Raw genomic sequence first — 22033 nt, 5'->3', positions numbered from 1 at the left:
CGAGGAATCGAAGTGGCTCCGTCTCGAGTAGCGGGGTGCGGCGGTCTACTGCGCTGGATAAATCAACGCAATCCCGAGGTGGTGTACTGGATCAGCTAGCCACCCTCGGGTTGGAGTCCGCAGTCATGGCTTGCCAGCTCGGCAAGCGAGTCGAATGGACACTCGCAGATATCGCAGTAATGTCTCTGGTCCGTGAGGAACGTCTCACGGTTCATGTGGCCGCCATCGGGCACGGCAGACTGTCTATGGTGCTCGAGTTCACTGGAATCGCGCTCGCTGGGACGTCCCTGTACGTGAAGGTCAACCTCGGTAATCGGTTCGCGACCAGTTTCTCTCCAATCGCTGTTGCGACGTTCGTGTTCGATCCGCCAGGCTTCGCCACCGGTATCGGGGACAACCATCACCCGGCGGCGACGGCCGTTGATCGACGTGTACTCGAACACGAATTCGACGGTCGGTTCGGTGGACTGGTCACAGCCGCCGTCGGTTGCGATACGTGGGTCGTCATCGGCATCGACGAGTAGAATTCCGTCCTCGGTCTCGAGAGTCTGGACTCGGACATCGTCGTCAGCGATAATGATCTCCGAGCCGTCGGTCGCTTCAATGTCGCCCGGTTCGTAGCCGGCGACGGCGCGGGCCTCCGCTCGCAGGCGCATCTCGCGAGCCCCTTCGCGTTCGAGTTGCTCGGCACGCTTTGCGACAGCCTCGTGATCGTTGACGATCGTCATCTGTCGCCCACCTCGACAGCGCCGACGATCGCGTCAGCCATCGTCTTGAACAGGTACTGCACTTCGAAGCCGCCGCGACGGTCGGCGATGTAGTCGATCCAGTCGTCGATCGTTTTGCCGACAGTCTCGAGGTCGTAGCGGACGGTGCGCTCGCCGTTCTCGATAACGTGAACGGACTCGTCGGTCGTCCGGTAGACATGGTGTGCGCCCTCGTTGTCGATACCGACGGAGATGTAGTCGGCACGTGGGTCGGTAGTCTGTGCTTCCGAAACCGTTTCGTGGGTTCGCGGTTGAACACTCATTGTCCTAATCTCTGGGACACAGGTCGGGTGTGCCAGCACCCGGCCGAGAATCGGTTTTCCCAGCCATCCTGCGTCTCTACTCTATAATAATACACTTGCGCTTGTAAAGGTTGCTATTGTCAATAGCGGATGTAGATAGACTATCGAAATGCTTTCCCGCCGGGGCGTGGAACGTTGCACTTGTAAATGGCGGTGAGAAACCAGAGTGGTATGCCACTCACACCCGACGACCTGAACGACCTCGACAAGCAAATCGTCGAGTACCTCGCTACAGAGGGGCGTGCCTCGCCGACGCTGTTCATGCGCGCGGAAGATATCGACACCTCGAGGCAGTGGGTCTCGAGCCGATTTACTCGACTGGCCGAACATGATCACATTCGCGACCTGTACGAAACAGGCATCTACGAACTCGTCGAGGACCCTCGCAAGGTGAGCGATGAGTAGTACTGGTTACGTGAGGACCCGAGTGTGAGTGGTGCGGGGAGTCGTTCAACAGGCCGCGGCCGCAAGGTGAAGGGCAGAGATTCTGTTTGCGTTCGTATGCGGCGAAACATCAGCACTCGACGAAAGAGGTGTCTCGAACCACACCAGAAATATCGACATCACTCCGAAAGTCGCGCCGCCAGCGTGCCGTTGCGTTCGGGCGTGCGCTTCAACCCCACAACGGGTTTATCTGAAACCGGTGACTCGTCGCGCTCCCCTAGTCGCCGATCGGACATTGATATGTTCGGTACTGAGATTGCTCACCCTCAGCAGTAGCTCTGAGACAATTCGTACACACGAACCCAGCTTTTTCAAGTGAGGTCGACATCGATACATAGGCAGATCGTCTAAATAGACACAGACAGGTCGTTTACTTCGGAATCCCCAAATGGACGACGTGCACATGACAAGTCGCGACTCGTGTGCATATTCGGGAATCGGGTTCTGACGACGTGCAACCCCAGGGAGAGAAGGTCAGGTGGATCTACACAGGAGCAAAAATAGGTAAGAAGTTTGGTTAGTATTTTCCTTCGATAGGGATCAGTTCAGACCAGAGTACTTATCATATGTGTATACTAACAGCGTATAAAAGATGTCAACACAGAATTTAGAGTCATACGATACAACAGACGAACGGTTACAGGCTATTCAAAGGCTTGACTTGCCCATGGCAGCGATTGAGCGCTTTCTGAAAAGCAGGAATAAACGAGTTCCAGATAAAGATGAAAACTTCGAAATGAAGGTCGTTGAGAAAATCTCAGAAGGAACCTTCATTGACCTTATCAACCAGTATAAATATGCTGGTAGGCAGACAATAAATTATTTCATTATCACAGGAATAAGCGATTATAATTTTGATGAGATAAAGGAAAATGTAGCTAATAGATTCCCTGAGCAGGATGATATAAGTAATCCACCAGTTACGAAGGAGCCATTTCTCGCTGCAAGTGACGTAATCAATTCTCGTCTCTATTTGCCAATCTCATACTATGTATATGCAGGCAGTGAACATCCGGTAACTGGGACTAAACAAGGGATTCCCATTACGAAGCGAACAGTAGTTGTAATCCATGAAGATAGGGACCTAGTGGAAATACGGGGGTCCGACGTAGATATGGTTGAGAATATAAGAGATGAGTTTTGCAAATCACTTGGGAAATACAAAACAAGTGTTAAAGACCGACCGAGCTTCGGAGCGAGATTTCAAGAGAAATTCAATAACCTTGTCGACACCTACTTCAATCTCAAGGTCCGGGTAGATGATCAGGAAGATTCCTCGCTAGATACAATTTCGTTCACTTCAAAAGAAGATGAACAGGGGAATAGACAGGATGCTCGAGAAGATGAACGTGTGGAGAAGGAACTTAGTGAAAGAGGTGGTGAGATTACAATGGGTTATGTGGAAGTGGAAGACGGGTTCCGATTCCGGATGAACCGCGAGAATAGCAAAATCTCCTTCATGAAGTCAGAGAAAGAGGAGAACCTAAATTCGGTTACAGACATAGTTCACAATGTACTCAGAAAAACTGGAAGATATACCCAAGGACAAATCTCAGGCGTTTCAGACGTACCTCAGTGAAGTCCACTCGGGTAATAAAATCCATATAAGAAGACGGCAAGCTGCCAGAAAGAGTGGCCTCGATGAGGCCACTGTGCAAGTGATATTATCTGATCTAACGAGTGAAGGGGTTCTAGTAGCAAAGCTACAGGTTCGCTGTCCCTATTGTAATACCCAACATGGAGTCTATAGCAGACAAGGTGCTGTTCCAGATCGAACTAAGCGGTGCTTTAGCTGTGAAAACGACTTTCAAATGAATTCTGAGTCAAACTGGGAGGTGATCTATGAAATTGCCGAAGATCCCGGCGATTTTTTTCAAAATTATAGTTTAGATGTGAAGCGGGTGTTTGAAGACGATCGTGACCTTCCTCCTGGATTCTTTATAGATGGTTTAGAGAGACTCAAAAACATGGACAATCCTCAGAGTAGGGGAAGAGAGTTTGATTATTTCATTGGTATCCTCTTTCAGCAATTGAACGAGGTAGAGGTACGAGTGAAAGAACACGGGAATACCGGTGAAGTTGACTTGCATCTAATTTGCCTTGATTCCGATGATTGGCTGTATCGTCTTGTCGGATCACATACGCTAGTGGAAAACAAGTGGGAAAAAGACCCCATTCAAAAGGGAGAAATATCGAACTTCCATGACAAAGCGTCAGAATTGCCACAATGTGAAATTTCTTATTTCGTTAGTATGAGTGGGTTTTCTCGGGGCCAAAGGAAGCAAACGGGGGCATTAGCAAATCTTAGAAATCTTCGTAACCCACAGATAGTTGATATTTGGGACGATGATCTGGAGGAGATGGTTTCTAAAGGAACACCGGAGCCACTTCTACGAGATCGGATTATGATGTAGCGTAGATACAAGAAAGGGAAACGAACGAGACCAACCTCTGTTTCATGTGCTTCAACTGGAGTTCTGCGTGTGGAGGTGGGGGTGGGGCGCTGTAATTTTTTGGCGCTGTCGCCTTGGCGACACTCCCAGGCTGGACGCTAGTCGATCTCTCGTATGGCGTCACGGCGGCGGTCTTCGCTGGGTAGTTTTTCTCGACGGCAGCCGCGCTCGCGCTTCCCTGATCCCCGATACTTCGTCGATTCGTTCTGTAAGCTGTTTAGTCGCCCTCAGATACGCGTTGTACCAGAACCGTCGTCTCGCTAGATTCTCGAGCGCGACGACCTCAATGCTTGAACAGTGTCGGGAGATCGTCGAGACGCTATCGACGCGAGTAATGACTCTCAAGATTACCACTGAGGCAGTCGTTGATATCGACTAGTAATAGATCAAAATTCAGTCCTAAGACGCAGAGCGACTCACGCTACGGTTTTATTAGGTTCCAAGGCCGCTGCGTGTTTCTCGACATCCACATCACCTACCCTATCGACTGTTACTGTATAGCCTTTGTATCGGAATTCAACTTTGGACGGACCCTTCTCAGAGTCACTCGATTGATAGAGCGAGTCAAGTGCGTCCGTGTCAATCGCGTAGTGAATTGGTGGTTTGAGTTCTTCCGGTTGAACTCCTTCACGTTTGGCGATTTTCTCTACAATCTTCAGACTAAGTGATTGAGTAGTCTGCACAATCACCGTTGCCAGGAACCAACATATAAAACCAGACGTTCCTCTAATGACATGCGTCAGACAACCGGGTATGAACAGTTTTCATGAAGAAGTCTATCATTATAGGAAACCAGTGATTAACGCGAAACAGAATTACTTATTCAGAAGATAGTATCGATCGGTATTTTCGCTTGTTCGGTCCCGCGGTGATCACCACCTCCATGCCACCAATATTATCTTCAGGAAATTTATTTCTGATGTGCGTGAGAAGCCGCCCATTATGGGTATCGGGGTTACAAAGTTCATCTCCAAGTCTGCGGTACGGGACAAGATCTCTACAAAGTATCCGAATCCAGGTAGTGATGTAGACGCCGAGCTGCAGGTTGAACACGTCTCATATGAACACTCGCTTGTCGGGCAGGCATTCGACTATTTGATCCGGTTCTGGCTAGAGAGCCAGCACGACGAGGTTCACGACCCGCACACGGACCGGTTGGACCGCGACTGGACACACGCTCTCGGATACACGCGATCCCGCTTCACACCTGACTGGGAACAACCATCTGAATCCGCTTCTGAAGAACAAGAGACACGAAACGCTGCGCTCGAACGGGCAGAGAAGAAACGTGAACAGTTTCGGAAAACCGGAATGAACGCGAACGACGCAATTGATGCCGCCCTCGTGTATTCTGGGCTTGATCTCAATGTCGGATTCGAGGACGGGACGATCACGGCGAACTCTTTCGAAGATGATGTAGTGACGGAGTTACAGGAACTGTTTCATCTATTCCGGGAACAAGACGCTCTTCTCGGGGACTCAGTGATTCTTAGTCCGGATTTCGGGGAACGGTCGTTCATCCTTGAGGGACACGGTGATTTCATCGTCGACCAGACCTTAGTTGATGTGAAGGCTACGGAAGACCCATCGTTCAAACTCGGGTACTGGCGGCAGCTTCTTGCGTACTACATTCTCAACGACATCCATCGAGAGCTCGTCGTGGAAGAGGTGGACAATTCCGGTGCAGATACGCCGTACCCAGATATCACGACTGTCGGTGTCTATTTCGCCCGGTTCGGCGAACTGCAGACGATTGATATTGATGACTATCTACAGCCATGGGAAGAGTACGAGCGGTTCCGTGCGTGGTTTGTGGATCGTGCGATTGAAGAGAATCATGATGCACGCAGGAATTATGATCCATTCCGAGAAGTTTTGACTGAGCCGTACGATTTCAAGGATCAGACGACTTTCTTTGATTTCTAATAGAGGGAGACATCACCGAAAACTCCGCAAACTGCTTCCAGCGCGGTGTCGTGCCAGCAGTGTTTCCCGTCCAGGCCCTCACCGCATCTGTTGATTTAGTTCGGGAGTTGTTTCTGATGGACGAAGATCGGTTCTTTCTCCTCTTCTGCCGTTTGGAGTGTCTGAAGCAGTGTGACCGCGTCAACAAACTCGTCTGGCAGTGTGAATGGGTCTTCGTCGTTGTCTGCTCTGGTTTCACAGGTTACGAGGAAGCCTTTGAGACGGTAAGTAACGCCGATTGGCAGAAAGATCACGTCGTGGTCTCCAGAGTATGCCTTCTGCCACGCCGCGATGAGACGTTCTGCCCGGAGCCGTGTTTCTTCAATGCTCTTTTCCCACGTCTCATCGCCAGGCATCATCTCTTCCCAGATGTCGTTGAGAGCATCTTTGACGAGGTCTGCACCGGGGCCGTCAAGATGCGGTGTTTCCCGTTCAGCGTCGATCACAGATTGGAATGCATCGAGCTATGTCTGACGGGGTGACACGGGATCTGCAATACGGATTCATCTTCCGGAAGGTCGATTGTCGGTTCTGAACCGATTCTTCCGATGGCGTAGGCGTTTCGAGGGTTGATTGAAAGATCTCCAAGAGAATCGTATGTCAATTGCACCATTCTACCAGCGGCACCTCGAAAACCAGAGAATCTTAGAACAGTAGCTGAGAGAGTCGTACAAACCTTCCCACGGTGCTGTCTCCAACCACGCTATGGTGATACGTATTGAAAAGACAAAAACAAAAAATATTCATTTGTGAAACTGTTTTTCCTATAGTATGGCTGAAGAACTTTCACCAGATGAAATAACGATTTTTCACGAACGAAACGGGCGCGGAGATATGTATCGAGAAGCAGAACAAGAAAGAAAACCTTTCTTTGTTATTGATGAAAAGGACTCAGGTTATTCCGTGACATATGATCTTCTTCCGGCAGGCCATCATCTTACTGAGGAGTCACGTGAGGAATTAGAGGAACGAGTCTCAGCAGAAGTCGAGGCTATTTTGTTGGATGAAGATCTGTCTACTGAAGAACTCAGTTATAGTATAGGTGACACTCTCGGCAACGTATTCTTTTTCGAACAGGAGAGAACTGCCCGAAATGTCGCAGCCATGATCTCACGAATAGTTCTAGATGAGAATAATTGGGAAAAAGATCCTTCAGCCCGAGAAATGGCCCGAGAAGCTGCTGGTCTTGACCCAGAAGGGAATAGTTAGAACGGTCGCAACCTCATTGGTGAGTTGTCTGAGAGAATCTATTGGAAAATGTTATCTGGGCGGTATTATGAGTACTGGATAAATGCGAATCCCACAACTCACCCTCTATGACTTCCTTGCAGACTTCCTTCCGGGTGCTGTCGCGTTGGGTTTGTTCGGTAGTCTTCTCTGGCTAGCCGGATTCTTTGAACCACCGATCATCACCAGTACAGGCATTGTGCTCGTCGTCACGAGTTACCCTGTCGGCCGGAGTATTCACGCAGCTACCGGTCAAATTGAAATTAAAAAGTTGCGTGAGCGAACTTTCGATAAGTTTGTTTTTACACTTGAGAGTACGCGTAGCAGCGCTGATCTCCTCGAACCGGATATGGCTATCGTGAAAAAACCTTCAGTTAGGAAGCGGCTCAACCCGGAAAGTGATTGTGATTGTGAAATATCTAACAAAAGATGCCTCAATGACTGGATCGACGAGCAAGTCATGGAAGCATTCACTGAATCCGATGATAACGAGTCCACTGACGGCATCCCCCAGTCGGTAGCGGCGATCTCCACGGCAGATATCCAGTGGGCGGAGATGTCGTATGGGCAACTGCAGCGGTTCGGCTTCAGCGAACTCTTCGATGCGTCTACGCTCTACCACCGCTACAATATCCTCAACACGTTTTATCGGAATCTCTGGCTAGTTTCCGCGTACTTCAGTATACTGTTCTTCACAGTCGGACTCGTAGATATTCTAGCGCCGGCACCTCTCTGGATTCGACTATCGATTATAGCTACTGGCATATTGACAGTTTTTGGAGCCATAGTTTTCCAACCACTCCTTTGGGGCGTCAGTGCCGCATTCACATGGGGGCTGATTCTTGTTCTCAACAGTATGAGCGTGTTTTTAACCTTGCCCGACTGGACTCCGTTCTCAGTCGTTGAGACGGCAGTTTGGCTCGTTATACTGCTCCTTCTTGGTATTGTTGGATACTCTACGTGCTGGTCCGAGAACCACAACACACCGAGTATCACGTCGCTTCCCCCTTGGTATCTCCTACTCGGGCTGCTTGTCTGCCTGACCGTATTCGTTTTTCCTATCGGCCTGTTGTTCAACCAGATGCCCCAATCAAGGGGATTAGACACAATGCTCTTTGGTAGCATCAGCCTCATCCTCTTCGTGCTCGCTGTCCTTTTCGATGTTCGACGCATCCAATTCAAGGACCGTCAGGTGAGGGCGTTCATTAACGATCTTTATCGACAGCAACAAGCATCTGGCGACCAGGACTAACTGTCTCGGGTAGACCTTTGAGACAGCTGCTGTTTCTCGTCTCTACAAATATACAAGTCGAAACACACAGTATAGTTGAATGTACACAATTTAACTACGCTCATCCGTAGGAGATTGTTGATACTGCTGAGCAGGCGCTGTGGAGTCAAAGAGGACAAGGACACCGAGTCAGCGGTGCCCGACACGAATGATTCCACTCGATGTGTTTGGGTCGGAATGGTTCGCTGGCGTGACGGTATTACCTGTCCCCGCTGCCGTTCTGACCGAACGGTCAGAAACGGCAGACAGAGAGTTTCAACAGTATCTCTGTAAGAATTGCGACCGCACGTTTGACGACAAGACGGACACGATTTTCGCTCACTAGAAGGTTGCACTCCGCCAGTGGCTGTTCTCGATCTACGCGTTTCTCCGGTTTAACACGAGTCTCCGGCAACTCCAGTGCGAAATCGAGGTGACACACAAAACGATGCACCGGCGCATCGAGCGCTTTGCCAGAGCGCTCGATTCGACTCTTGCTGGCCGACCGTCAGCAGGAGTCGCTGACCGTCTATACTGATGGCTTTCGCGCGTATGAACCGCTCGAAGAAGACGAGGCATTCGACCGTGAATACGTCGTCTACGGTGACGGTAAATACGCCGACGACGAGGTACACGTCAACACCTGCGAGAGTCGCGGGCTCGCTGACGCGACGGTCTTGAGCCGGCGGTCGTCGTCACTGCAGAGGTGATCGGTGTACTCGTCGCGGAACTGGTCGGCCGCCGCTTTCGATCCGAATTCGATCCACTCGGTCATCAGTAGGATCGAGTAATATAGCGGGCAAGTCGGCAGTTCTTCAGCGTCCGCGAGTGGCCGTCGTAGCCGCCGATCGGCTCACTGTTGTCGAGTGGTGAGCGCTCGCGGACATCCTCGAGATCGGGCGTGACGTGCCACGATTTCTGGCCGGCTGGCGTGTCGACCCAGACGACCGGCCAGTCGTCGTGGCGGTACCAGCCCGCGGTATCCGGTCCCCAGGTAAGTCGCATCGCCCTCGCGAAGGCGATCGCGAGGAGATTCCGATCGTGGTACACCTCGTCGATAGGCTTCTCGTCAGTCGGTGGCGGGTTGTCCGTCCCCATGCTTCGCTAGGACTCTCGAGCGAGTGATAGCGGTCGGGAATATCATAGTCTCGTACTGGTGAGACCAATGTTTAAACAGTTTCAGGACTAGTTAGGAACGTAGCCATGCCGATCCACCAGTTGACACAAGTTGGTCGTACGTCGGGCGGTGTTGTACTCCCGAAGGGTGAGCTTCGGGCGCTTGGATTGGTCGATGAGGAGGGGAATGTGAAAGATCATCCCGTCCGGATTACGCAAACGGACACTGGTACATGGGAAATTTCGTTGATTGATCCAGATACCTATCCGGAAGGTATTTAATCAGGCCCCTCTCGGAACATGATATAAATAACTAATGTGTAAACAAGAGATACTACTGACTTCCGTTCTTCATCACTGCACTATCCTCTGGAGTAAATTCTAGTTTGACAGGTTCTCCTTTTTCTAGTTGATCTTCAATTGTATCCCGGTTTTTCAAATCTGATGACGGCAGTTCGACAGTGACCATTTCAAATTCAACCTCCTCTTCGAGAATGGGAAGGCGATACTCCTCCATCTTTATTTGTGCATCAGTCAGAGTTCCCTCTTTGTCATAAATATCTAGTAGCTGGTGTGCATTTGATGAAGGTACAGTAAATTCAAAAGATGACCAAGAAACATCAGCTTCACCATCTACAAGAAGATCGCGGACAATCCTTGCATTACTAATATCCTCTTCGTCCCAATCTTCAGTCATGATAAATGATTTTCCAGTGTATGCTTCAATATCATAAAGATTGTTTGTGAATATCTCAACCAGTTCTAATTCTTCTGGGATGGCTATCATTTCTCCCCCAGCACGGAAAATAATTTCATCAGTCTCAGAGTCCCTAATGAGGAAATTATCTGATTCCTCTAATTGGTTCAAGAATTCAATGAATTCAGCGATTCGGTGAATTGGTTCATTAATAAGATCAGTTTCATACCCAATTTCGCCTTCGCTACTTTCATCATGTGTCATTATATACAAATCAAATAAATCGTTTTTAGATCTGATTTTGATCCCATCATCTGAAAGATCCTCAACGGTAAATGTCAGTCCTTTCTGAAATCCAGATGACGGAATCTCGATCCTGAGGTCTTTCTCGATTGATTTGTACGAGGGCTGGATGAGAATACTGTCGATCTCGTCACTTTCTACATCAAATATGCCTGGAGAGATATCCAATTCTTCTACTTCATCCTTAGAGAGTTCAACTTCTTCACCATCTTGTAGTTTTTCTGCCTTCTCCTCGTTTATATCCATCTCAGCAGAAATTTCGATATCAAACTCTGGGTTGAAAAACGCTTCATATTTTCCTTCTTCCGAATTGTAATTAAACTCTACACCAAGATGGGAATACTTCTCTTTGAGGTCACGCAACATATCTCCCGCTCCCACTACCTTATCGACCGGGTCACCTGACATAAAGTCGAAGGCATCGTCAATTTTCTTACCAGTAGCAAATAAGGATTCATTGAAATATCTCTCAATTAAAAAGTCGTATTGAATCAATCTATTTTCAATCTTTGGCTTGTTCCAGTACTCTATATCGATTCCTGAATTAGGGGAAACTATCTCCTCTTGAAACCATTCATGTTCAGTAGGTGTGAACTCTGTTGCTATCAGAAGAATCCATTTTTCTAAACCTGAATGTTCTTCCTGAGCGCGGTCAAGGGAATCTGAAATTTGCCTTTTTTGTGTATACTCAAGCCTTCCTGTATGATATTTGTGCTGGAATATCGTGATTTCACCATCAATTTCCCCCCTAAAACAGTCTATACCATCGTCACCGCCAGATCCGTCAATTGTAGTGATATTAGCTGCCTCTTGCATCAAAAGATCGTTGCAGAGGTCTTCAAATGTGTCTGGGTCAAGATGATTTAGGTCAATATCCATGAGAATATCCTGGATACATCTAACACTCACCCGGTCTTAATTCTTCCTCAAGCTAGGACCACTGGTAACCAAATCTACTCCTATAGAAGAGTTGTTTCTACTCTCTTTTGACATATTAGAACCTTGCATTCTCCGTTGGTGATGTCCGTGAATCCCGTCCTCGAGGACATTTCAAGCGAGATTGGGGCTAATATCTAAACGAACGACTCAGTCTTTCACGTTCTGTAGAGTTAAAGTTGGACTTCGAAGACACCAGAATTTGTTAAATACAACTACTACGGAGTAGCGTTCGATACAGGTACGCCAACCAATCACCGCTCTTCGCCACTTCATTTTATAGTTGTGGAAGTTGACATTCGCCTATGGATCAAATTGAGATGTACAAACAAGTACTAGCCATTTTTTGGGGTCTACTACTATTAGGAATTAGATTCTCTGCAGTTCTGCAAGTTACCTGCCAAGCAATGAATAAAATCTGTGGATACTGTGGGATAGAACCCCAGGACCCCGCGATAATTAGAGAAATTGGAGAGAAGTGCTTGGACAAAATCACAGAACCATTCTTTCGGAAAGTCGCTGTACCGGGTTCATTAACCCGAATGAACATTACTATCTACGGAGTTGTTGCCGGTGGGTTCACCATCATTATCACGACCGCTTTCCAACTGGTCACAATTCCGATGGTGGCAGGCCTCTCGATCGTGTCCGCCAATGTCTTCGACTCCACATTCAGTGTGACTACAGCATCCTTCTATCTCGTTGCATTCTCGATGGTATTCTCAGTGGGTCTTTTCACCCATATTTATCATAGGGCACTCAAAGGAGCACGTCACGCGTAAGTAACTCCGTTCGTCTCTGATTACAGTAGAGTCCTCGCCGACGCACTACAGCGGCTCGCTGAAAACGACGAATAGCGATTGAGTCGGCCTATATTCGATAACCTGAGAAGCAACCAAGAAAACTATTGCAGTCTCTGTTCTCGACAAATCCCGTAGTTCTGGTTATGAACTTCTCATGATACGCCAATGAGGACTGTCCGAGAATTCGTGCAGAACTGGGCAAGAAGATTGTGGAGCATCATTCCCTACAGAGGCAGGACTGACCGATCGAATATAGAATTACGAACCTAGGGCGGGAGCCAATACCCCCAAAACGAACCATATCATAAGGCCAACGAAACCTAAAGCTCCGATTCCAATAATGATCCCCTTGGTCACTTGAATAGGATTCATACTGGAAATAATATGATTGAAACCAGTAAGTGTTGTGGGGCTGAACCGCCCAAAGTAGATCGGGAAGATAACAAACTCCTATAGCTCATATACATATAATGATACCAGACATTGTTTACGACTGGAAAGACGCTATCTACCACTTAGAAGAAAACAGTGGGTACTTCGATAACGGAGATATTAGAAATGAATTCTTTAAACGCATCTTCAAACATACATTTTGGTTGATAACCTCCTTTCTCATTATCGGTGGAGTTGTTTATTATTTCCCAATAGGCGATAATATCCGTCCCATTACTATTTTAACTAGTTGGCCAGGTTCGTTTGGAGCAGGTTTGCTTGCTTGGTCCCCACTCCGGAGTGACATCCACAAGATTCACTTCCGATCTATGTCTCCCGAGGGAGTTAAAAAAGATCGAATGCCGAAGCCGATTATCCGTGACATCAACAGAATTGTAGACAGAACGGTAGGTCTCTTCTTAGTAGCAACCGCTTTCTTTTTCCAAATATTCTTGTAGATCAACGGGGCAAGTGTGATCCTGTACAAATAGATCTATGCTTGTTATTCTGTCCGAGAACTTATACAGAGTCGGATCCCGATCTATTTACCGACGGACTTGGCCTGCTGATTTATGACTCGTCAGTTCACTGTCTTGAGCATGAACAGACGCACGTATCTCGCGACAGCGATGCCCATTTCAGCGTTGATTGCAGGTTGCTCTCAAGTGGAAGAGGTAGCAAAGAATGTGAGTGGTCAAAAAACTACGCTCGGCGATACCGTTAGTTTCGGCGAGATCGACGTCACTGTCACAGACTCAATGACGACTGAACAAATCACGATCAGCGGTAACAAGAAAACCTCTCCCTCCAACGGGATTTATGCGTTATTCGAGGTTGAGGTTCACAATACCGATGTGACCGAAAGGGAAGTGCCGCATGTGAGTCCAAGCCATTATGAGACCCTCGAGAAAGAGGAGAATGTTATCTATACTGGCGATATCAACGATATCAGGGTCTATGGCTCTGGTGAAGGTGGATATTTCCCGGATTTAGATTGGCAAGGGGAGATGCAAGTTGATACAGGGTATGAGCTCAGCGTCGATGGGGAGCAGTTAGAAACGTATCCTGCTGGCATGACCCGGCCGAGTATCGACGCCGATTCGACTATCTCGGGTTGGGTGGTTGGTGTTATTGATGCCGATGCGACTCCCGAGTTACGAGTCACTTTTGATGGGAAGTCCGAGACATGGACGACTGACAGTTGAACAGCCTGGTTACGAACTTGCTTGTGGCACACCATAGAGGATCGTTTGAGGATGCGAGAGAATTAGTCAGAGCCTCTGTCTCATAGAGTTTGTATCTTGCACGGTAAGTCAGCACTGACCGTGACAGTTGGGTTAATTTTATAACCCTGCTATTACACTATTCGTAATAGTATGGAAGACTCACCGTTCACCGATGAGGAGCTCGGTGTCCTATACCGGCACGGGACTCGCGGATTCATCTACAATGCAGAACGCGCCGCGCAAAAAGAAGCGATCGAGGAATGGAAATCAGACGACCAAAGACACGAGGAACTTCGCGCCTTTAACGAGGTGTTCGATATGAGTTACATTGTTCTCGACACATCTCTCGCGATGGAAAAGACCGCGCCGCTACAGCCCGGGCTGGACGTCAACGAGGCTATGTTCAAAGTAACTGAGGAATCACCGTTCGATGGTCCGGGAATGCAATTGAAGCGAGTCGGTGATAAACTCGCTCGTGACGTGTCGAAGTACTTCGAACGCGAGTTAGCCCGGTTACTGGAGAATTCTACGTTATCGAAACAACAATTCGTCGTGTTCGTCTTGCTGTGGGAAGAACCGAGTGAGCACGGAACGGGGCGTCAACTCGGTGAACGAGGCGTCGCAGAAGCGCTGGATCTCGCTATCGGGACGGTGCGGAGTCACCATGCGAGAGCAAAAGATAAGATTGAGAAAGCAGAGTTCACGGCTGGTCTGACCGACTACGCCGTTGCGGACTGGAACACGACTCATGAGGATACCAAAGCGTTACTTGACGAGAAACTGTGAGTTAGTTTGAATCCATACTTATTGTAGATATCGTGTCCGATAAGTAGAGTAGAGTCGGACAGGAGATCGTGAATCAGTGGTATGACGATAGAGTGCGTTAGTTTTCTCGAGAGCATTCACAGCTAGCCAGTAACAGGTATAGAATGAAAAGACTCGATATTGCTCACGGTTGGTGTAGGTCAGACATTAGGAGCTCCAGATACCCACACCGAGAATGGTTCATCATCATCTCGGCTTTCGCTAATGTACAAGTGAGGCTCACCAACTGGTGTTCTGAGATTGAAATCATCTGCTACAGTTCCTCGACCTTCAACCGTTACCTCCACCGTATAGTTCCCGCTCTCATCAGCAGTAGGTATTCTATCACGGACCTTCTCTCCTGCTTGAATAGTTATATTCGTCTCAGATAGAGTAGCGTCCTCATCGTTATCTATGACCGTTACTGACCCATTCAGCGCCTCATTCAGGTTGTTTTCTACTGTGAGATTCTTCACTTCATCATACTCTGCTGGCTGATTATACGGGTTTGAGTTATCATCTTGTTCCTCATCTTGTTCCACATCATCGTTCGTTGGCTCATTCTCTGTGTGGTCATTAGGATTATCGCTGCCGCTATCGGAAAGACAACCAGCCACTGCAGCTATTCCTGTCGTGACAGCACCAAGGAGTACTCGTCGCTTCATATTCTCCCTTACTAACACGCTCTATAAGTGCTTTCAGGGAACCGACTGTTCAGTTCGCATCTGTAGTTACCGCGAACGTTGTGTCCGAGAATTGCGGTAGGGTCGGACGGACGATCTCGAGCAGCAGTAAGTCATGCTCAATCTTGTTCACTTCCTTTCAGTTCATCTATTTGCTTTTCCAACTCATGACGCTGATAATAGCATTCCCCCATCGCAAAGCCCAGTATCAGCCCCAGTCCGGCCCCAACCACATTTAAAACAAAAAACCCAATAATCATACACATAACTCCGGGGATGAGAATTGAGGCACTTTTGGAGGCCATAGTTCAAAATTGATGATGGGAGAATTTATTGGTTTTCATAGAGATGAACAATAAGTCCGTTACCAATAGCGTGTCCGAGAATGACGGTAGTCTCGGACAGAATCGGCCCGACTCTCCCTCGAGCACCACTACAAACTCGATTGCTGTCGGTCTTTGTCCGACATGCAGGCATCACAGATACCATCAATCTCAAACAGCACGAGAACTGTGACGACATGACGGTCTGGTCAGCCAAGAAGAAGTAGAGCGATTGCTCGAGGCTGCCGACGGAACCCAATAGCAGATCGCATTCGGTTTTTCTGCGCCCGAGCGGCTTGAGGCGCATACTCGTGTGCCTCGAGGCCACGAATGAGTACAAATCGACCACTCCAGAGCGACTCGCATCGAGATCGACCGACAAACGAGTACACGAGCGACCGTGACCGAAGCTATCCAGGAGACGTTGCCCGACTGAACGGACACGAACTCGTCGCGATCGACGAGTGGCTGCCAGGCACAGAGCCAACACCGTACGAACTCAATCTCACTGATGGCTACGAGTATCGGACACGCTACTGGCGCTGCAGGAAATGCGGCCAAGAACGCAACCATCGCGACGAGTTCACCGTCCCCTGCGACAACCCCCAGCCGGCGACTGCACTCGAGGCAGGAGGCTACTCGATCGACGACCCACGAACACGCCGTGCACTGAACGAACAGTTGGACGTCCGCTTTGGGACAGTGGGTCCGATCTACGAAGTCGAGAGTGAGAGCGGTGCTACTTACGAGGTCGATATCGAGGCAACGACGTGTACCTGTCCTGATTTCGAGCAGCGCCAGCCGGATAACGGCTGTAAGCATCTTCGCCGTGTCGACCTCGAGATCCGGACGGGACTTGTCCCTGCGCCAGATGGTTCGTTCAGCCGCTGACTGTCGAGTGACGAGATCACTCGAGACGATTTGTATCCCCCGAAAGGGGTGCGGGGGCTCAAAGGGAGCCCACCGCAGTAACCCATGAGACAAAGAGAGAGACAGCAATCACGTCGACAGCCACTGAAACGACTCGGTCCCTACATCGAGGGATCGCCGGATGACTGACCGCGACGAGTGCCGAATGCCGACGTGTTCGGAACCTGCTCGCGATCGGACAGGATATGCTGGTCGGTTCTGTTCGGACAGCTGTGAGGTCCGCTACGAGCACCTCCAAGCGGACGCTCGAGATGCCGCAATGGACGAGTCAGAGGATCGGTACTGATGCTCGAGCAAATCGATCACCGTGGCAAGCGTTTCACGATCGGTGGCGAGGACGTTGTCGACGATGTCGCTGATGAACGTTGTCGGCGAGCTGAACTGCTCGAACGACAGGGTCAGCGAGAGAACCGTGAACTCGAGCGTGCGAAAGTAGTCGCTGGATCAATGGGTACAAATCCAGATGTTGAGGTACTCGAACGATGATCTCGAACATTCGCAAGACGATAAAACAGACGGGGACACCTCATTTCCTGAGTTATTGAGAAAACACACCACACGAGAACTACATACCCTTCCTCAGACAACACACCACACCTCATTTCCTGAGAGTTCAAATAACTGCTCTATTGAAAATGCGGTACGGCGGTACGATCATAGCTTTGTAGCGGTCTTTTTGATGTTGTGGAGAGCAAACATGAGGACGATTTCACGGAACTGGCGGTACCAGAACCGCGAACGCAAGCCTCCGCCTTGCGTTCGCTTCGTCGTTGAGTAGGATGTCTCTGCCATCCACCGTTGCGTGTAGCTGTTCGTCTGGTTGAGCGCGTTGTGTGCTACAGCCATCGGTTTCGATCCACGATGATGAACACGATAATCGAGATCGTACGCGGGCAGCTCGTATTCGGTGTGCCAGTCTTGGAAGCCGTTGTCGGCGACGACGGCCCGCAGGTCGTCCGCGTTCCGGCGGACGACCCGCGGGCCAGCCTTCGTATCGTGTTCACGCTCGATACAACAGTGCACGTCCAGCACCGCCAATGACTCTGTATCGGTTAGTGTCGTCGCTTTGACTGTCGTGACCGTCCGACTCTGCCGTTGGAGGTAGTACTGCGAGGCTTGGTCACGTTCGAAGAACGTGCTGTCNGCCACACGTACATCGCGTATCGGTCTAGAGAGTGGTAGAACGTCGTTGGATCAGGCAACGCCTTGGGATGAATGCCGAGGCGGTCGCACACCTCCGGCATAAGTCCAAGCCGATCAACAAGTTCAGTGAACGTGTGGTCTTCTTCCTTCCGAATACAATGAGCGACGATGTGTGCTTCGCGGGGAAGCCCGCCTGACTCGGGCTTCCCCGCATGATTCCCCAACGCTTGTTTTGCTACGCGTAGTGCCTTCTCAACGAGGTCAAGGAGTGCGACTGCCATAATCGGCTTCTTGACCTCGTTCTCTCAAACCAGTACCGACCAAACTCGACGCTGTCGGCCATTTTCAATAGAGCAGTGAAAATAGGAAACGTATTCCGCGGGATAAGCTGAGATAATGATAGATATGCAAACTTTCGTCAATGAAGAGCGAGGAAAATTGCTCGACGGAAAAGACGGTATTAAAGAAGCTATAATCACTCGTCCAACCAAAGGGCAGACTGTCGCTATCGGCCTATTGGCGATGGATGATGTCGGTCAATCGAAAGAATGGTTCGATGCACTCACCGATGAGTGGATTCACACTGTCGATGTCCGTTGGAACGGATCGTATAAAAAAGAACCAAGACAATCCGCCCAGATGGGCCCCTGGAACGAGTGTATCGATGGGATTTATAGTGCGGTTTTGGGGCAATCAACCGTAGAAGAAGTTGCAGAAGAAGTCAACGAGCGTGCTACGGCAGCATTCATCGACGACCTCGAAAACAGGTCTCTGGCCCACCGCATCGATCTGGCCCGCGCTCTGAGCAGTTATCTCCTCGACACCGGAACGGTCGAGGAACACGCGACGGCGCTCGAAAATGCCGTGAAAGAGCAGGACAAACCGTGGGCTGTCGCGCGGTATCTACCCTACGTCAGGGTCCTCCGAGGACTCAACGGTACCGATGTCTCCAAGGTCGAAGCCGGCATTGAAGGACTTCTCAAGTTCCATCGTGACCATGTTGCTAGCGCCCGCGACGCCGACCCTGTTCAGAAAGCCGTCGCCCTCGACACGACAGCGATGCTCGCACTCGCGCGCCGCGAGGGCATGGCCATCACTGTCAAGGACGAACTCATCCCCGACGCGCTGAACGACGACGAGCACTACCCCATTGGGGGATAAACGCGAACGAGGGTCAGTATAGCTCTCCCCAACAGTAAATCCACGTGTCGGAAATCCAGGGGGCCAGTGACGCGGGCCTTCGCCGCGTCACCGCCCCGTCTGCTGGCTCCGAAGACGTTACCAGGTCCTCAGCCTCCTGCAACCAGAACTCCCGACTAGCAAGTACGGCCGCGGTGGCTTCGAGTTTGACGACAACTCCGGCTCGCTCGAAGAGGGCCGTATCCCTGAAGATGACATCACGTACGATCTCGACGCCGGAAAGCAAGGCTTCGACGGCTTCGCCATCGACAACGACGGTAACCTCGTCGTCATCGAGACCAAGACCACCGAGAAGATTCGGAAAGAACTTATCGCGTATCAGGACGGACCACAGACTGGTGAATTGGCGTCGAGCGAGCTGCGGGTCAGCGACGATGCCGAGCCGACGCTCGATAGCGTCGAAGTCGTCAAGATCGGGGACATCTTCGAGGGAGTGAGTTAGACCATGACAAGACAAAACGTTCGGACGCTCGTCACAGACGAGCGCGAGCAGTTACTCGACGGCAAAGACGGCATAGAAGCTGCCGTCGTCACCCGACCCAATCGGGCACAGGCGGTCGCCGTCGGCCTGCTTGCGCTGGGCGATGTCGATGGTGCCAGCGACTGGTTTCGGGCGCTAACCGAAGAGTGGCCGATCTATGCAAACAGCAAATGGGACTCGAAGTACGAAGAGGAACCACGAAGCCCAGCATCACCAGGGCCGTGGAGCGACTACGTCGATGGGCTGTTCGCCGCCCTGCTAGCCCGCCAGAACGTCGAAGACACCACCGAAACGGTATACGCCCGGACTACAGAGCCGTTCGTAGACGAACTCGACAAGCGTGAGTTCGCCCACCGAATTGACCTCGCGCGGTCGCTAAGCTCGGTCGTTCTCGATAACGACACCGCCGAACAGCATCTCGAGACGCTCGAACAGAATGTAGCCGAGCATGGGAGCGACTGGGACAGGGCACGCTATGACGCCTATACCCGATTCGTTCGAGGACTTCTCACTGATTCCAAATCAGATGTCTTGGCCGGCATCGAGGGGCTGCTCGAGTTCCACCGTGACCATGTCGCCAGCGCCCGTGACGCCGATCCAGTACAGAAAGCCGTCGCTCTCGACGCGACGGCGATGCTCGCACTCGCCCGCTGTAAGGGTATGTCCATCACTGTCGACCACGAGGCGATCCCCGATGCGCTGAACGACGACGAGTATTATCCCGTCGAGGGATGATAACAGAGAGACCGTCAGCTCACGAAGGCAGGTCTCGACGACGCCACCGAAGCAGTCATCAGTCAGGCCGACACCGTGGGAAAGCGGTCAGACTGTGGCGGATTCAACGAACGTCCTAAGTAGTGAACCGCCTCGGGGGCAAGCCCCGAGGCACTCGACCTGCTTTTTCGGTAGAGGACTTACTCACAGCACAGGCACAGAATTAAACGGCTAAACCTACAGCCCAGCCAGGATTGGCGAACTATATTTTCTCTTGGAGAAGTTGTTGCAGGAAGTGCGCCCAAGAACGCAACCGCCGCGACGGGTTCACCGGCCACTGTGATGATTTTCAGCTGGAGACTGCACTCGAGGCAGGAGACTACTCGATCAACGACCCACGAACACGCCGTGCACTGAACGAAAGGCTGGACGTCGGCTTTGCAAAACTGGGTCCGCTCTACGAGGTCAATTTCGAGCAGCGCCAGCCAGACAATGGCTGCAAGCATCTTCGCCGTGTCGACCTCGAGATCCGGACGGGACTTGTCCCTGCGCCAGATGGCACGTTCAGCCACTAACCGTCGATCGACCTCGTTACTCGAGACGGTTTGTATCCCCCAGAAGGGGTACGGGGGCTCGAAGGGAGCCCACCGCAGTAACCCATGAGACAAAGAGAGACAGCAATCGCGTCGATAGCCACTGAAACAACTCAGTTCCTGAAGCGAGGGATCACCAGATGACTGACCGCGACGAGTGTCGGATGCCGACGTGTTCGGAACCTGCTCGCGATCGGACAGGGTATTCTGGTCGGTTCTGTTCGGACAGCTGTGAGGTCCGCTACGAGCACCTTCAAGCGGACGCTCGAGATGCCGCAGTGGATGAAGCCGAAGATCGGTACTAATGCTCGAGCAGATCGATCACCGTGGTAAGCGTTTCACGATCGGTGGCGAGGACGTCGTCGACGACGTGGCTCGTGACCGTTGTCGGCGAGCCGAACTGCTCGAACGACAGGCTCAGCGAGAGTTCTGTGAACTCGAGCGTGCGAAAGCAGTCGCTGGACCAGACAGTACAAATCCTGCCGTTAAGATACTCGAACGATGATATCGAACATTCCAAGCCGATAGATAGACGAATCGGGTGCTTCGTGGCGTGACCTCGACCGATTCATTCTGCATACGGTGTGTCTCGAGTACCGAAAAGCGGTACGTCCGGTGAATCGAGGACAAAGATCAGCACCGGATAGACTGAGGGGTGGGAGTGATCGGACAATGTCGCGCGCAGCGGATCACGCGACAGGTGATATATCCGATGTCCTCATTATCAATCTCTTCCCGATTCCCAGTCAAAGGCACACGCTGAGAATAACACATACTCCCCAGCCCAGTGTGTCCAGTGTCTTTGATCAGCGGCCCATTATCCGACACTGTTATATGTAGAGGGTAGGGCCTTAACAATGGTAGCTAATGTCTGATGTAGCTCTTACGGGGACAGGTATGACGTCGTTTGGATCGCATCCCGACCGGACGGGAAGAGACATGTTCGCAGAGGCCGGCCTCGCCGCCCTCGAGGACGCGGGTGTCCCTGCTGCGGACGTTGACGAACTCTTTTACGGCAATTTCGTCGGCACCCTCTCAGAAGGGCAGGGCCACCAGGGACCGCTCATGGCAGAGGCGCTCGGGACGACCGTTCCCTCGCGCCGAATCGAAAGCGCGTGTGCCTCGAGCGGCCTAGTGATTCGGGAAAGTTATTGAGCAGAAGTATCTCTTTAGTGTAGTGACTGGCCGAGAGAAGAAAATTGTGCGACACCTGAGTGAAGA

General features: G+C 50.7%; 25 protein-coding genes and 4 pseudogenes. 19 read left to right on the top strand and 10 right to left on the bottom strand.

Annotated elements, in window-relative coordinates; genetic code table 11:
* Nucleotides 1-95: 95 nt before the first annotated feature.
* On the bottom strand, nt 96-728 hold the full coding sequence (locus tag C476_RS16955) for a hypothetical protein (protein WP_008015233.1): 633 nt from the start codon (nt 726-728) through the stop codon (nt 96-98).
* Nucleotides 725-1030 carry a hypothetical protein gene (locus C476_RS16950; RefSeq protein WP_008015232.1) on the bottom strand — a complete coding sequence of 102 codons (306 nt, stop codon included), beginning with the start codon at nt 1028-1030 and terminating at the stop codon, nt 725-727. The genes C476_RS16955 and C476_RS16950 overlap by 4 nt, the downstream gene beginning before the upstream one ends.
* Nucleotides 1031-1240: 210 nt before the next feature.
* Here C476_RS16950 and C476_RS16945 point away from each other — a divergent pair, with 210 nt between their 5' ends.
* The 3 genes from C476_RS16945 (at nt 1241) to C476_RS16935 (ending at nt 3927) form a co-directional block, all read left to right on the top strand.
* Nucleotides 1241-1474: a hypothetical protein gene (locus tag C476_RS16945; RefSeq protein WP_149782432.1), complete on the top strand. Its 234-nt coding sequence runs from the start codon at nt 1241-1243 to the stop codon at nt 1472-1474.
* 706 nt (nt 1475-2180) lie between these two features.
* Nucleotides 2181-3092: a hypothetical protein gene (locus C476_RS16940; RefSeq protein WP_152418253.1), complete on the top strand. Its 912-nt coding sequence runs from the start codon at nt 2181-2183 to the stop codon at nt 3090-3092.
* 232 nt (nt 3093-3324) lie between these two features.
* Nucleotides 3325-3927, top strand: coding sequence for a restriction endonuclease (locus tag C476_RS16935; RefSeq protein ID WP_008015229.1), 603 nt, complete (start codon nt 3325-3327; stop codon nt 3925-3927).
* A 455-nt stretch (nt 3928-4382) separates the two neighbouring features.
* Here C476_RS16935 and C476_RS19880 read toward each other — a convergent pair whose 3' ends face one another.
* On the bottom strand, nt 4383-4649 hold the full coding sequence (locus tag C476_RS19880; RefSeq protein WP_160162915.1) for a HalOD1 output domain-containing protein: 267 nt from the start codon (nt 4647-4649) through the stop codon (nt 4383-4385).
* Between the two features lie 238 nt (nt 4650-4887).
* On the opposite strand from C476_RS19880, the gene C476_RS16925 reads away from it, so the two are divergent.
* Complete coding sequence (locus tag C476_RS16925) at nt 4888-5892, top strand: hypothetical protein (protein WP_049912056.1); 1005 nt, start codon at nt 4888-4890, stop codon at nt 5890-5892.
* A 95-nt stretch (nt 5893-5987) separates the two neighbouring features.
* Here C476_RS16925 and C476_RS16920 read toward each other — a convergent pair whose 3' ends face one another.
* Complete coding sequence (locus C476_RS16920) at nt 5988-6377, bottom strand: hypothetical protein (protein WP_008015227.1); 390 nt, start codon at nt 6375-6377, stop codon at nt 5988-5990.
* A 325-nt stretch (nt 6378-6702) separates the two neighbouring features.
* Here C476_RS16920 and C476_RS18130 point away from each other — a divergent pair, with 325 nt between their 5' ends.
* The 3 genes and pseudogenes from C476_RS18130 to C476_RS18125 all read left to right on the top strand — a co-directional run.
* On the top strand, nt 6703-7140 hold the full coding sequence (locus tag C476_RS18130; protein WP_193788173.1) for a hypothetical protein: 438 nt from the start codon (nt 6703-6705) through the stop codon (nt 7138-7140).
* A gap of 82 nt (nt 7141-7222) precedes the next feature.
* On the top strand, nt 7223-8410 hold the full coding sequence (locus C476_RS16915) for a hypothetical protein (protein ID WP_008015226.1): 1188 nt from the start codon (nt 7223-7225) through the stop codon (nt 8408-8410).
* A gap of 187 nt (nt 8411-8597) precedes the next feature.
* Nucleotides 8598-9081: pseudogene (locus C476_RS18125) on the top strand (transposase-like zinc-binding domain-containing protein); the annotation flags it as partial.
* A 121-nt stretch (nt 9082-9202) separates the two neighbouring features.
* Here C476_RS18125 and C476_RS16905 read toward each other — a convergent pair.
* Together C476_RS16905 and C476_RS16900 are read right to left on the bottom strand one after the other, a co-directional pair.
* Nucleotides 9203-9526, bottom strand: coding sequence for a hypothetical protein (locus C476_RS16905; protein WP_008015224.1), 324 nt, complete (start codon nt 9524-9526; stop codon nt 9203-9205).
* A gap of 352 nt (nt 9527-9878) precedes the next feature.
* A complete protein-coding gene (locus tag C476_RS16900) occupies nt 9879-11360 on the bottom strand; it encodes a hypothetical protein (protein WP_160162914.1) in 1482 nt (493 codons plus the stop codon).
* 425 nt (nt 11361-11785) lie between these two features.
* Between C476_RS16900 and C476_RS18580 the strand changes: the two genes are divergently transcribed.
* The 3 genes from C476_RS18580 (at nt 11786) to C476_RS16880 (ending at nt 14727) form a co-directional block, all read left to right on the top strand.
* Entirely contained in the window at nt 11786-12262 is a 477-nt protein-coding gene (locus tag C476_RS18580) for a hypothetical protein (RefSeq protein ID WP_152418252.1), read from the top strand.
* 1052 nt (nt 12263-13314) lie between these two features.
* Nucleotides 13315-13920: a hypothetical protein gene (locus C476_RS16885; protein WP_049912068.1), complete on the top strand. Its 606-nt coding sequence runs from the start codon at nt 13315-13317 to the stop codon at nt 13918-13920.
* 171 nt (nt 13921-14091) lie between these two features.
* Nucleotides 14092-14727, top strand: coding sequence for a hypothetical protein (locus C476_RS16880; protein ID WP_008015219.1), 636 nt, complete (start codon nt 14092-14094; stop codon nt 14725-14727).
* 179 nt (nt 14728-14906) lie between these two features.
* Here the strand turns inward: C476_RS16880 and C476_RS18575 are convergent, their stop codons facing one another.
* A complete protein-coding gene (locus tag C476_RS18575; RefSeq protein WP_152418251.1) occupies nt 14907-15410 on the bottom strand; it encodes a hypothetical protein in 504 nt (167 codons plus the stop codon).
* 137 nt (nt 15411-15547) lie between these two features.
* Nucleotides 15548-15733, bottom strand: coding sequence for a hypothetical protein (locus C476_RS18115; RefSeq protein WP_008015217.1), 186 nt, complete (start codon nt 15731-15733; stop codon nt 15548-15550).
* Nucleotides 15734-16081: 348 nt separating this feature from the next.
* On the opposite strand from C476_RS18115, the gene C476_RS16875 reads away from it, so the two are divergent.
* The 3 genes from C476_RS16875 to C476_RS19595 all read left to right on the top strand — a co-directional run bounded on the left by C476_RS16875 (nt 16082) and on the right by C476_RS19595 (nt 17167).
* Nucleotides 16082-16642 carry a hypothetical protein gene (locus C476_RS16875; RefSeq protein WP_008015214.1) on the top strand — a complete coding sequence of 187 codons (561 nt, stop codon included), beginning with the start codon at nt 16082-16084 and terminating at the stop codon, nt 16640-16642.
* Nucleotides 16643-16802: 160 nt separating this feature from the next.
* Nucleotides 16803-16967 (top strand): hypothetical protein, encoded by a 165-nt coding sequence (locus tag C476_RS19080; RefSeq protein ID WP_008015212.1) that lies wholly within the window; start codon nt 16803-16805, stop codon nt 16965-16967.
* Nucleotides 16967-17167, top strand: coding sequence for a hypothetical protein (locus C476_RS19595; protein ID WP_008015210.1), 201 nt, complete (start codon nt 16967-16969; stop codon nt 17165-17167). Before C476_RS19080 ends, C476_RS19595 begins: the two co-directional genes overlap by 1 nt.
* 168 nt (nt 17168-17335) lie before the next feature.
* Here the strand turns inward: C476_RS19595 and C476_RS16865 are convergent.
* A pseudogene (locus C476_RS16865) lies at nt 17336-18105 on the bottom strand (transposase).
* A 124-nt stretch (nt 18106-18229) separates the two neighbouring features.
* On the opposite strand from C476_RS16865, the gene C476_RS16860 reads away from it, so the two are divergent.
* Nucleotides 18230-18985, top strand: coding sequence for an Imm49 family immunity protein (locus C476_RS16860; RefSeq protein WP_160162913.1), 756 nt, complete (start codon nt 18230-18232; stop codon nt 18983-18985).
* Between the two features lie 13 nt (nt 18986-18998).
* Here the strand turns inward: C476_RS16860 and C476_RS18570 are convergent, their stop codons facing one another.
* The gene (locus tag C476_RS18570; protein ID WP_152418250.1) at nt 18999-19481 is read right to left on the bottom strand and encodes a hypothetical protein; all 483 of its coding nucleotides are present in this window, start codon (nt 19479-19481) and stop codon (nt 18999-19001) included.
* Between C476_RS18570 and C476_RS16850 the strand changes: the two genes are divergently transcribed.
* From C476_RS16850 to C476_RS16835, 5 genes and pseudogenes are all read left to right on the top strand, one after another.
* Nucleotides 19470-20240 carry an Imm49 family immunity protein gene (locus C476_RS16850; protein ID WP_008015205.1) on the top strand — a complete coding sequence of 257 codons (771 nt, stop codon included), beginning with the start codon at nt 19470-19472 and terminating at the stop codon, nt 20238-20240. The genes C476_RS18570 and C476_RS16850 overlap by 12 nt on opposite strands.
* Nucleotides 20241-20494: 254 nt before the next feature.
* Nucleotides 20495-20794, top strand: a pseudogene (locus C476_RS19590) (hypothetical protein); the annotation flags it as partial.
* Between the two features lie 158 nt (nt 20795-20952).
* Nucleotides 20953-21117, top strand: coding sequence for a hypothetical protein (locus C476_RS19075; RefSeq protein ID WP_008015145.1), 165 nt, complete (start codon nt 20953-20955; stop codon nt 21115-21117).
* Complete coding sequence (locus tag C476_RS19585; RefSeq protein WP_008015202.1) at nt 21117-21317, top strand: hypothetical protein; 201 nt, start codon at nt 21117-21119, stop codon at nt 21315-21317. The genes C476_RS19075 and C476_RS19585 overlap by 1 nt, the downstream gene beginning before the upstream one ends.
* 362 nt (nt 21318-21679) lie before the next feature.
* Nucleotides 21680-21961, top strand: a pseudogene (locus tag C476_RS16835) (thiolase family protein); the annotation flags it as partial.
* Nucleotides 21962-22033: the final 72 nt, after the last annotated feature.

It is taken from the genome of Natrinema limicola JCM 13563 (genome assembly GCF_000337475.1).
In the GTDB taxonomy this organism is placed as follows: domain Archaea; phylum Halobacteriota; class Halobacteria; order Halobacteriales; family Natrialbaceae; genus Natrinema; species Natrinema limicola.
Note: the sequence above shows the minus strand (reverse complement) of the source record. Positions and strands in the feature narration are given on the sequence as shown.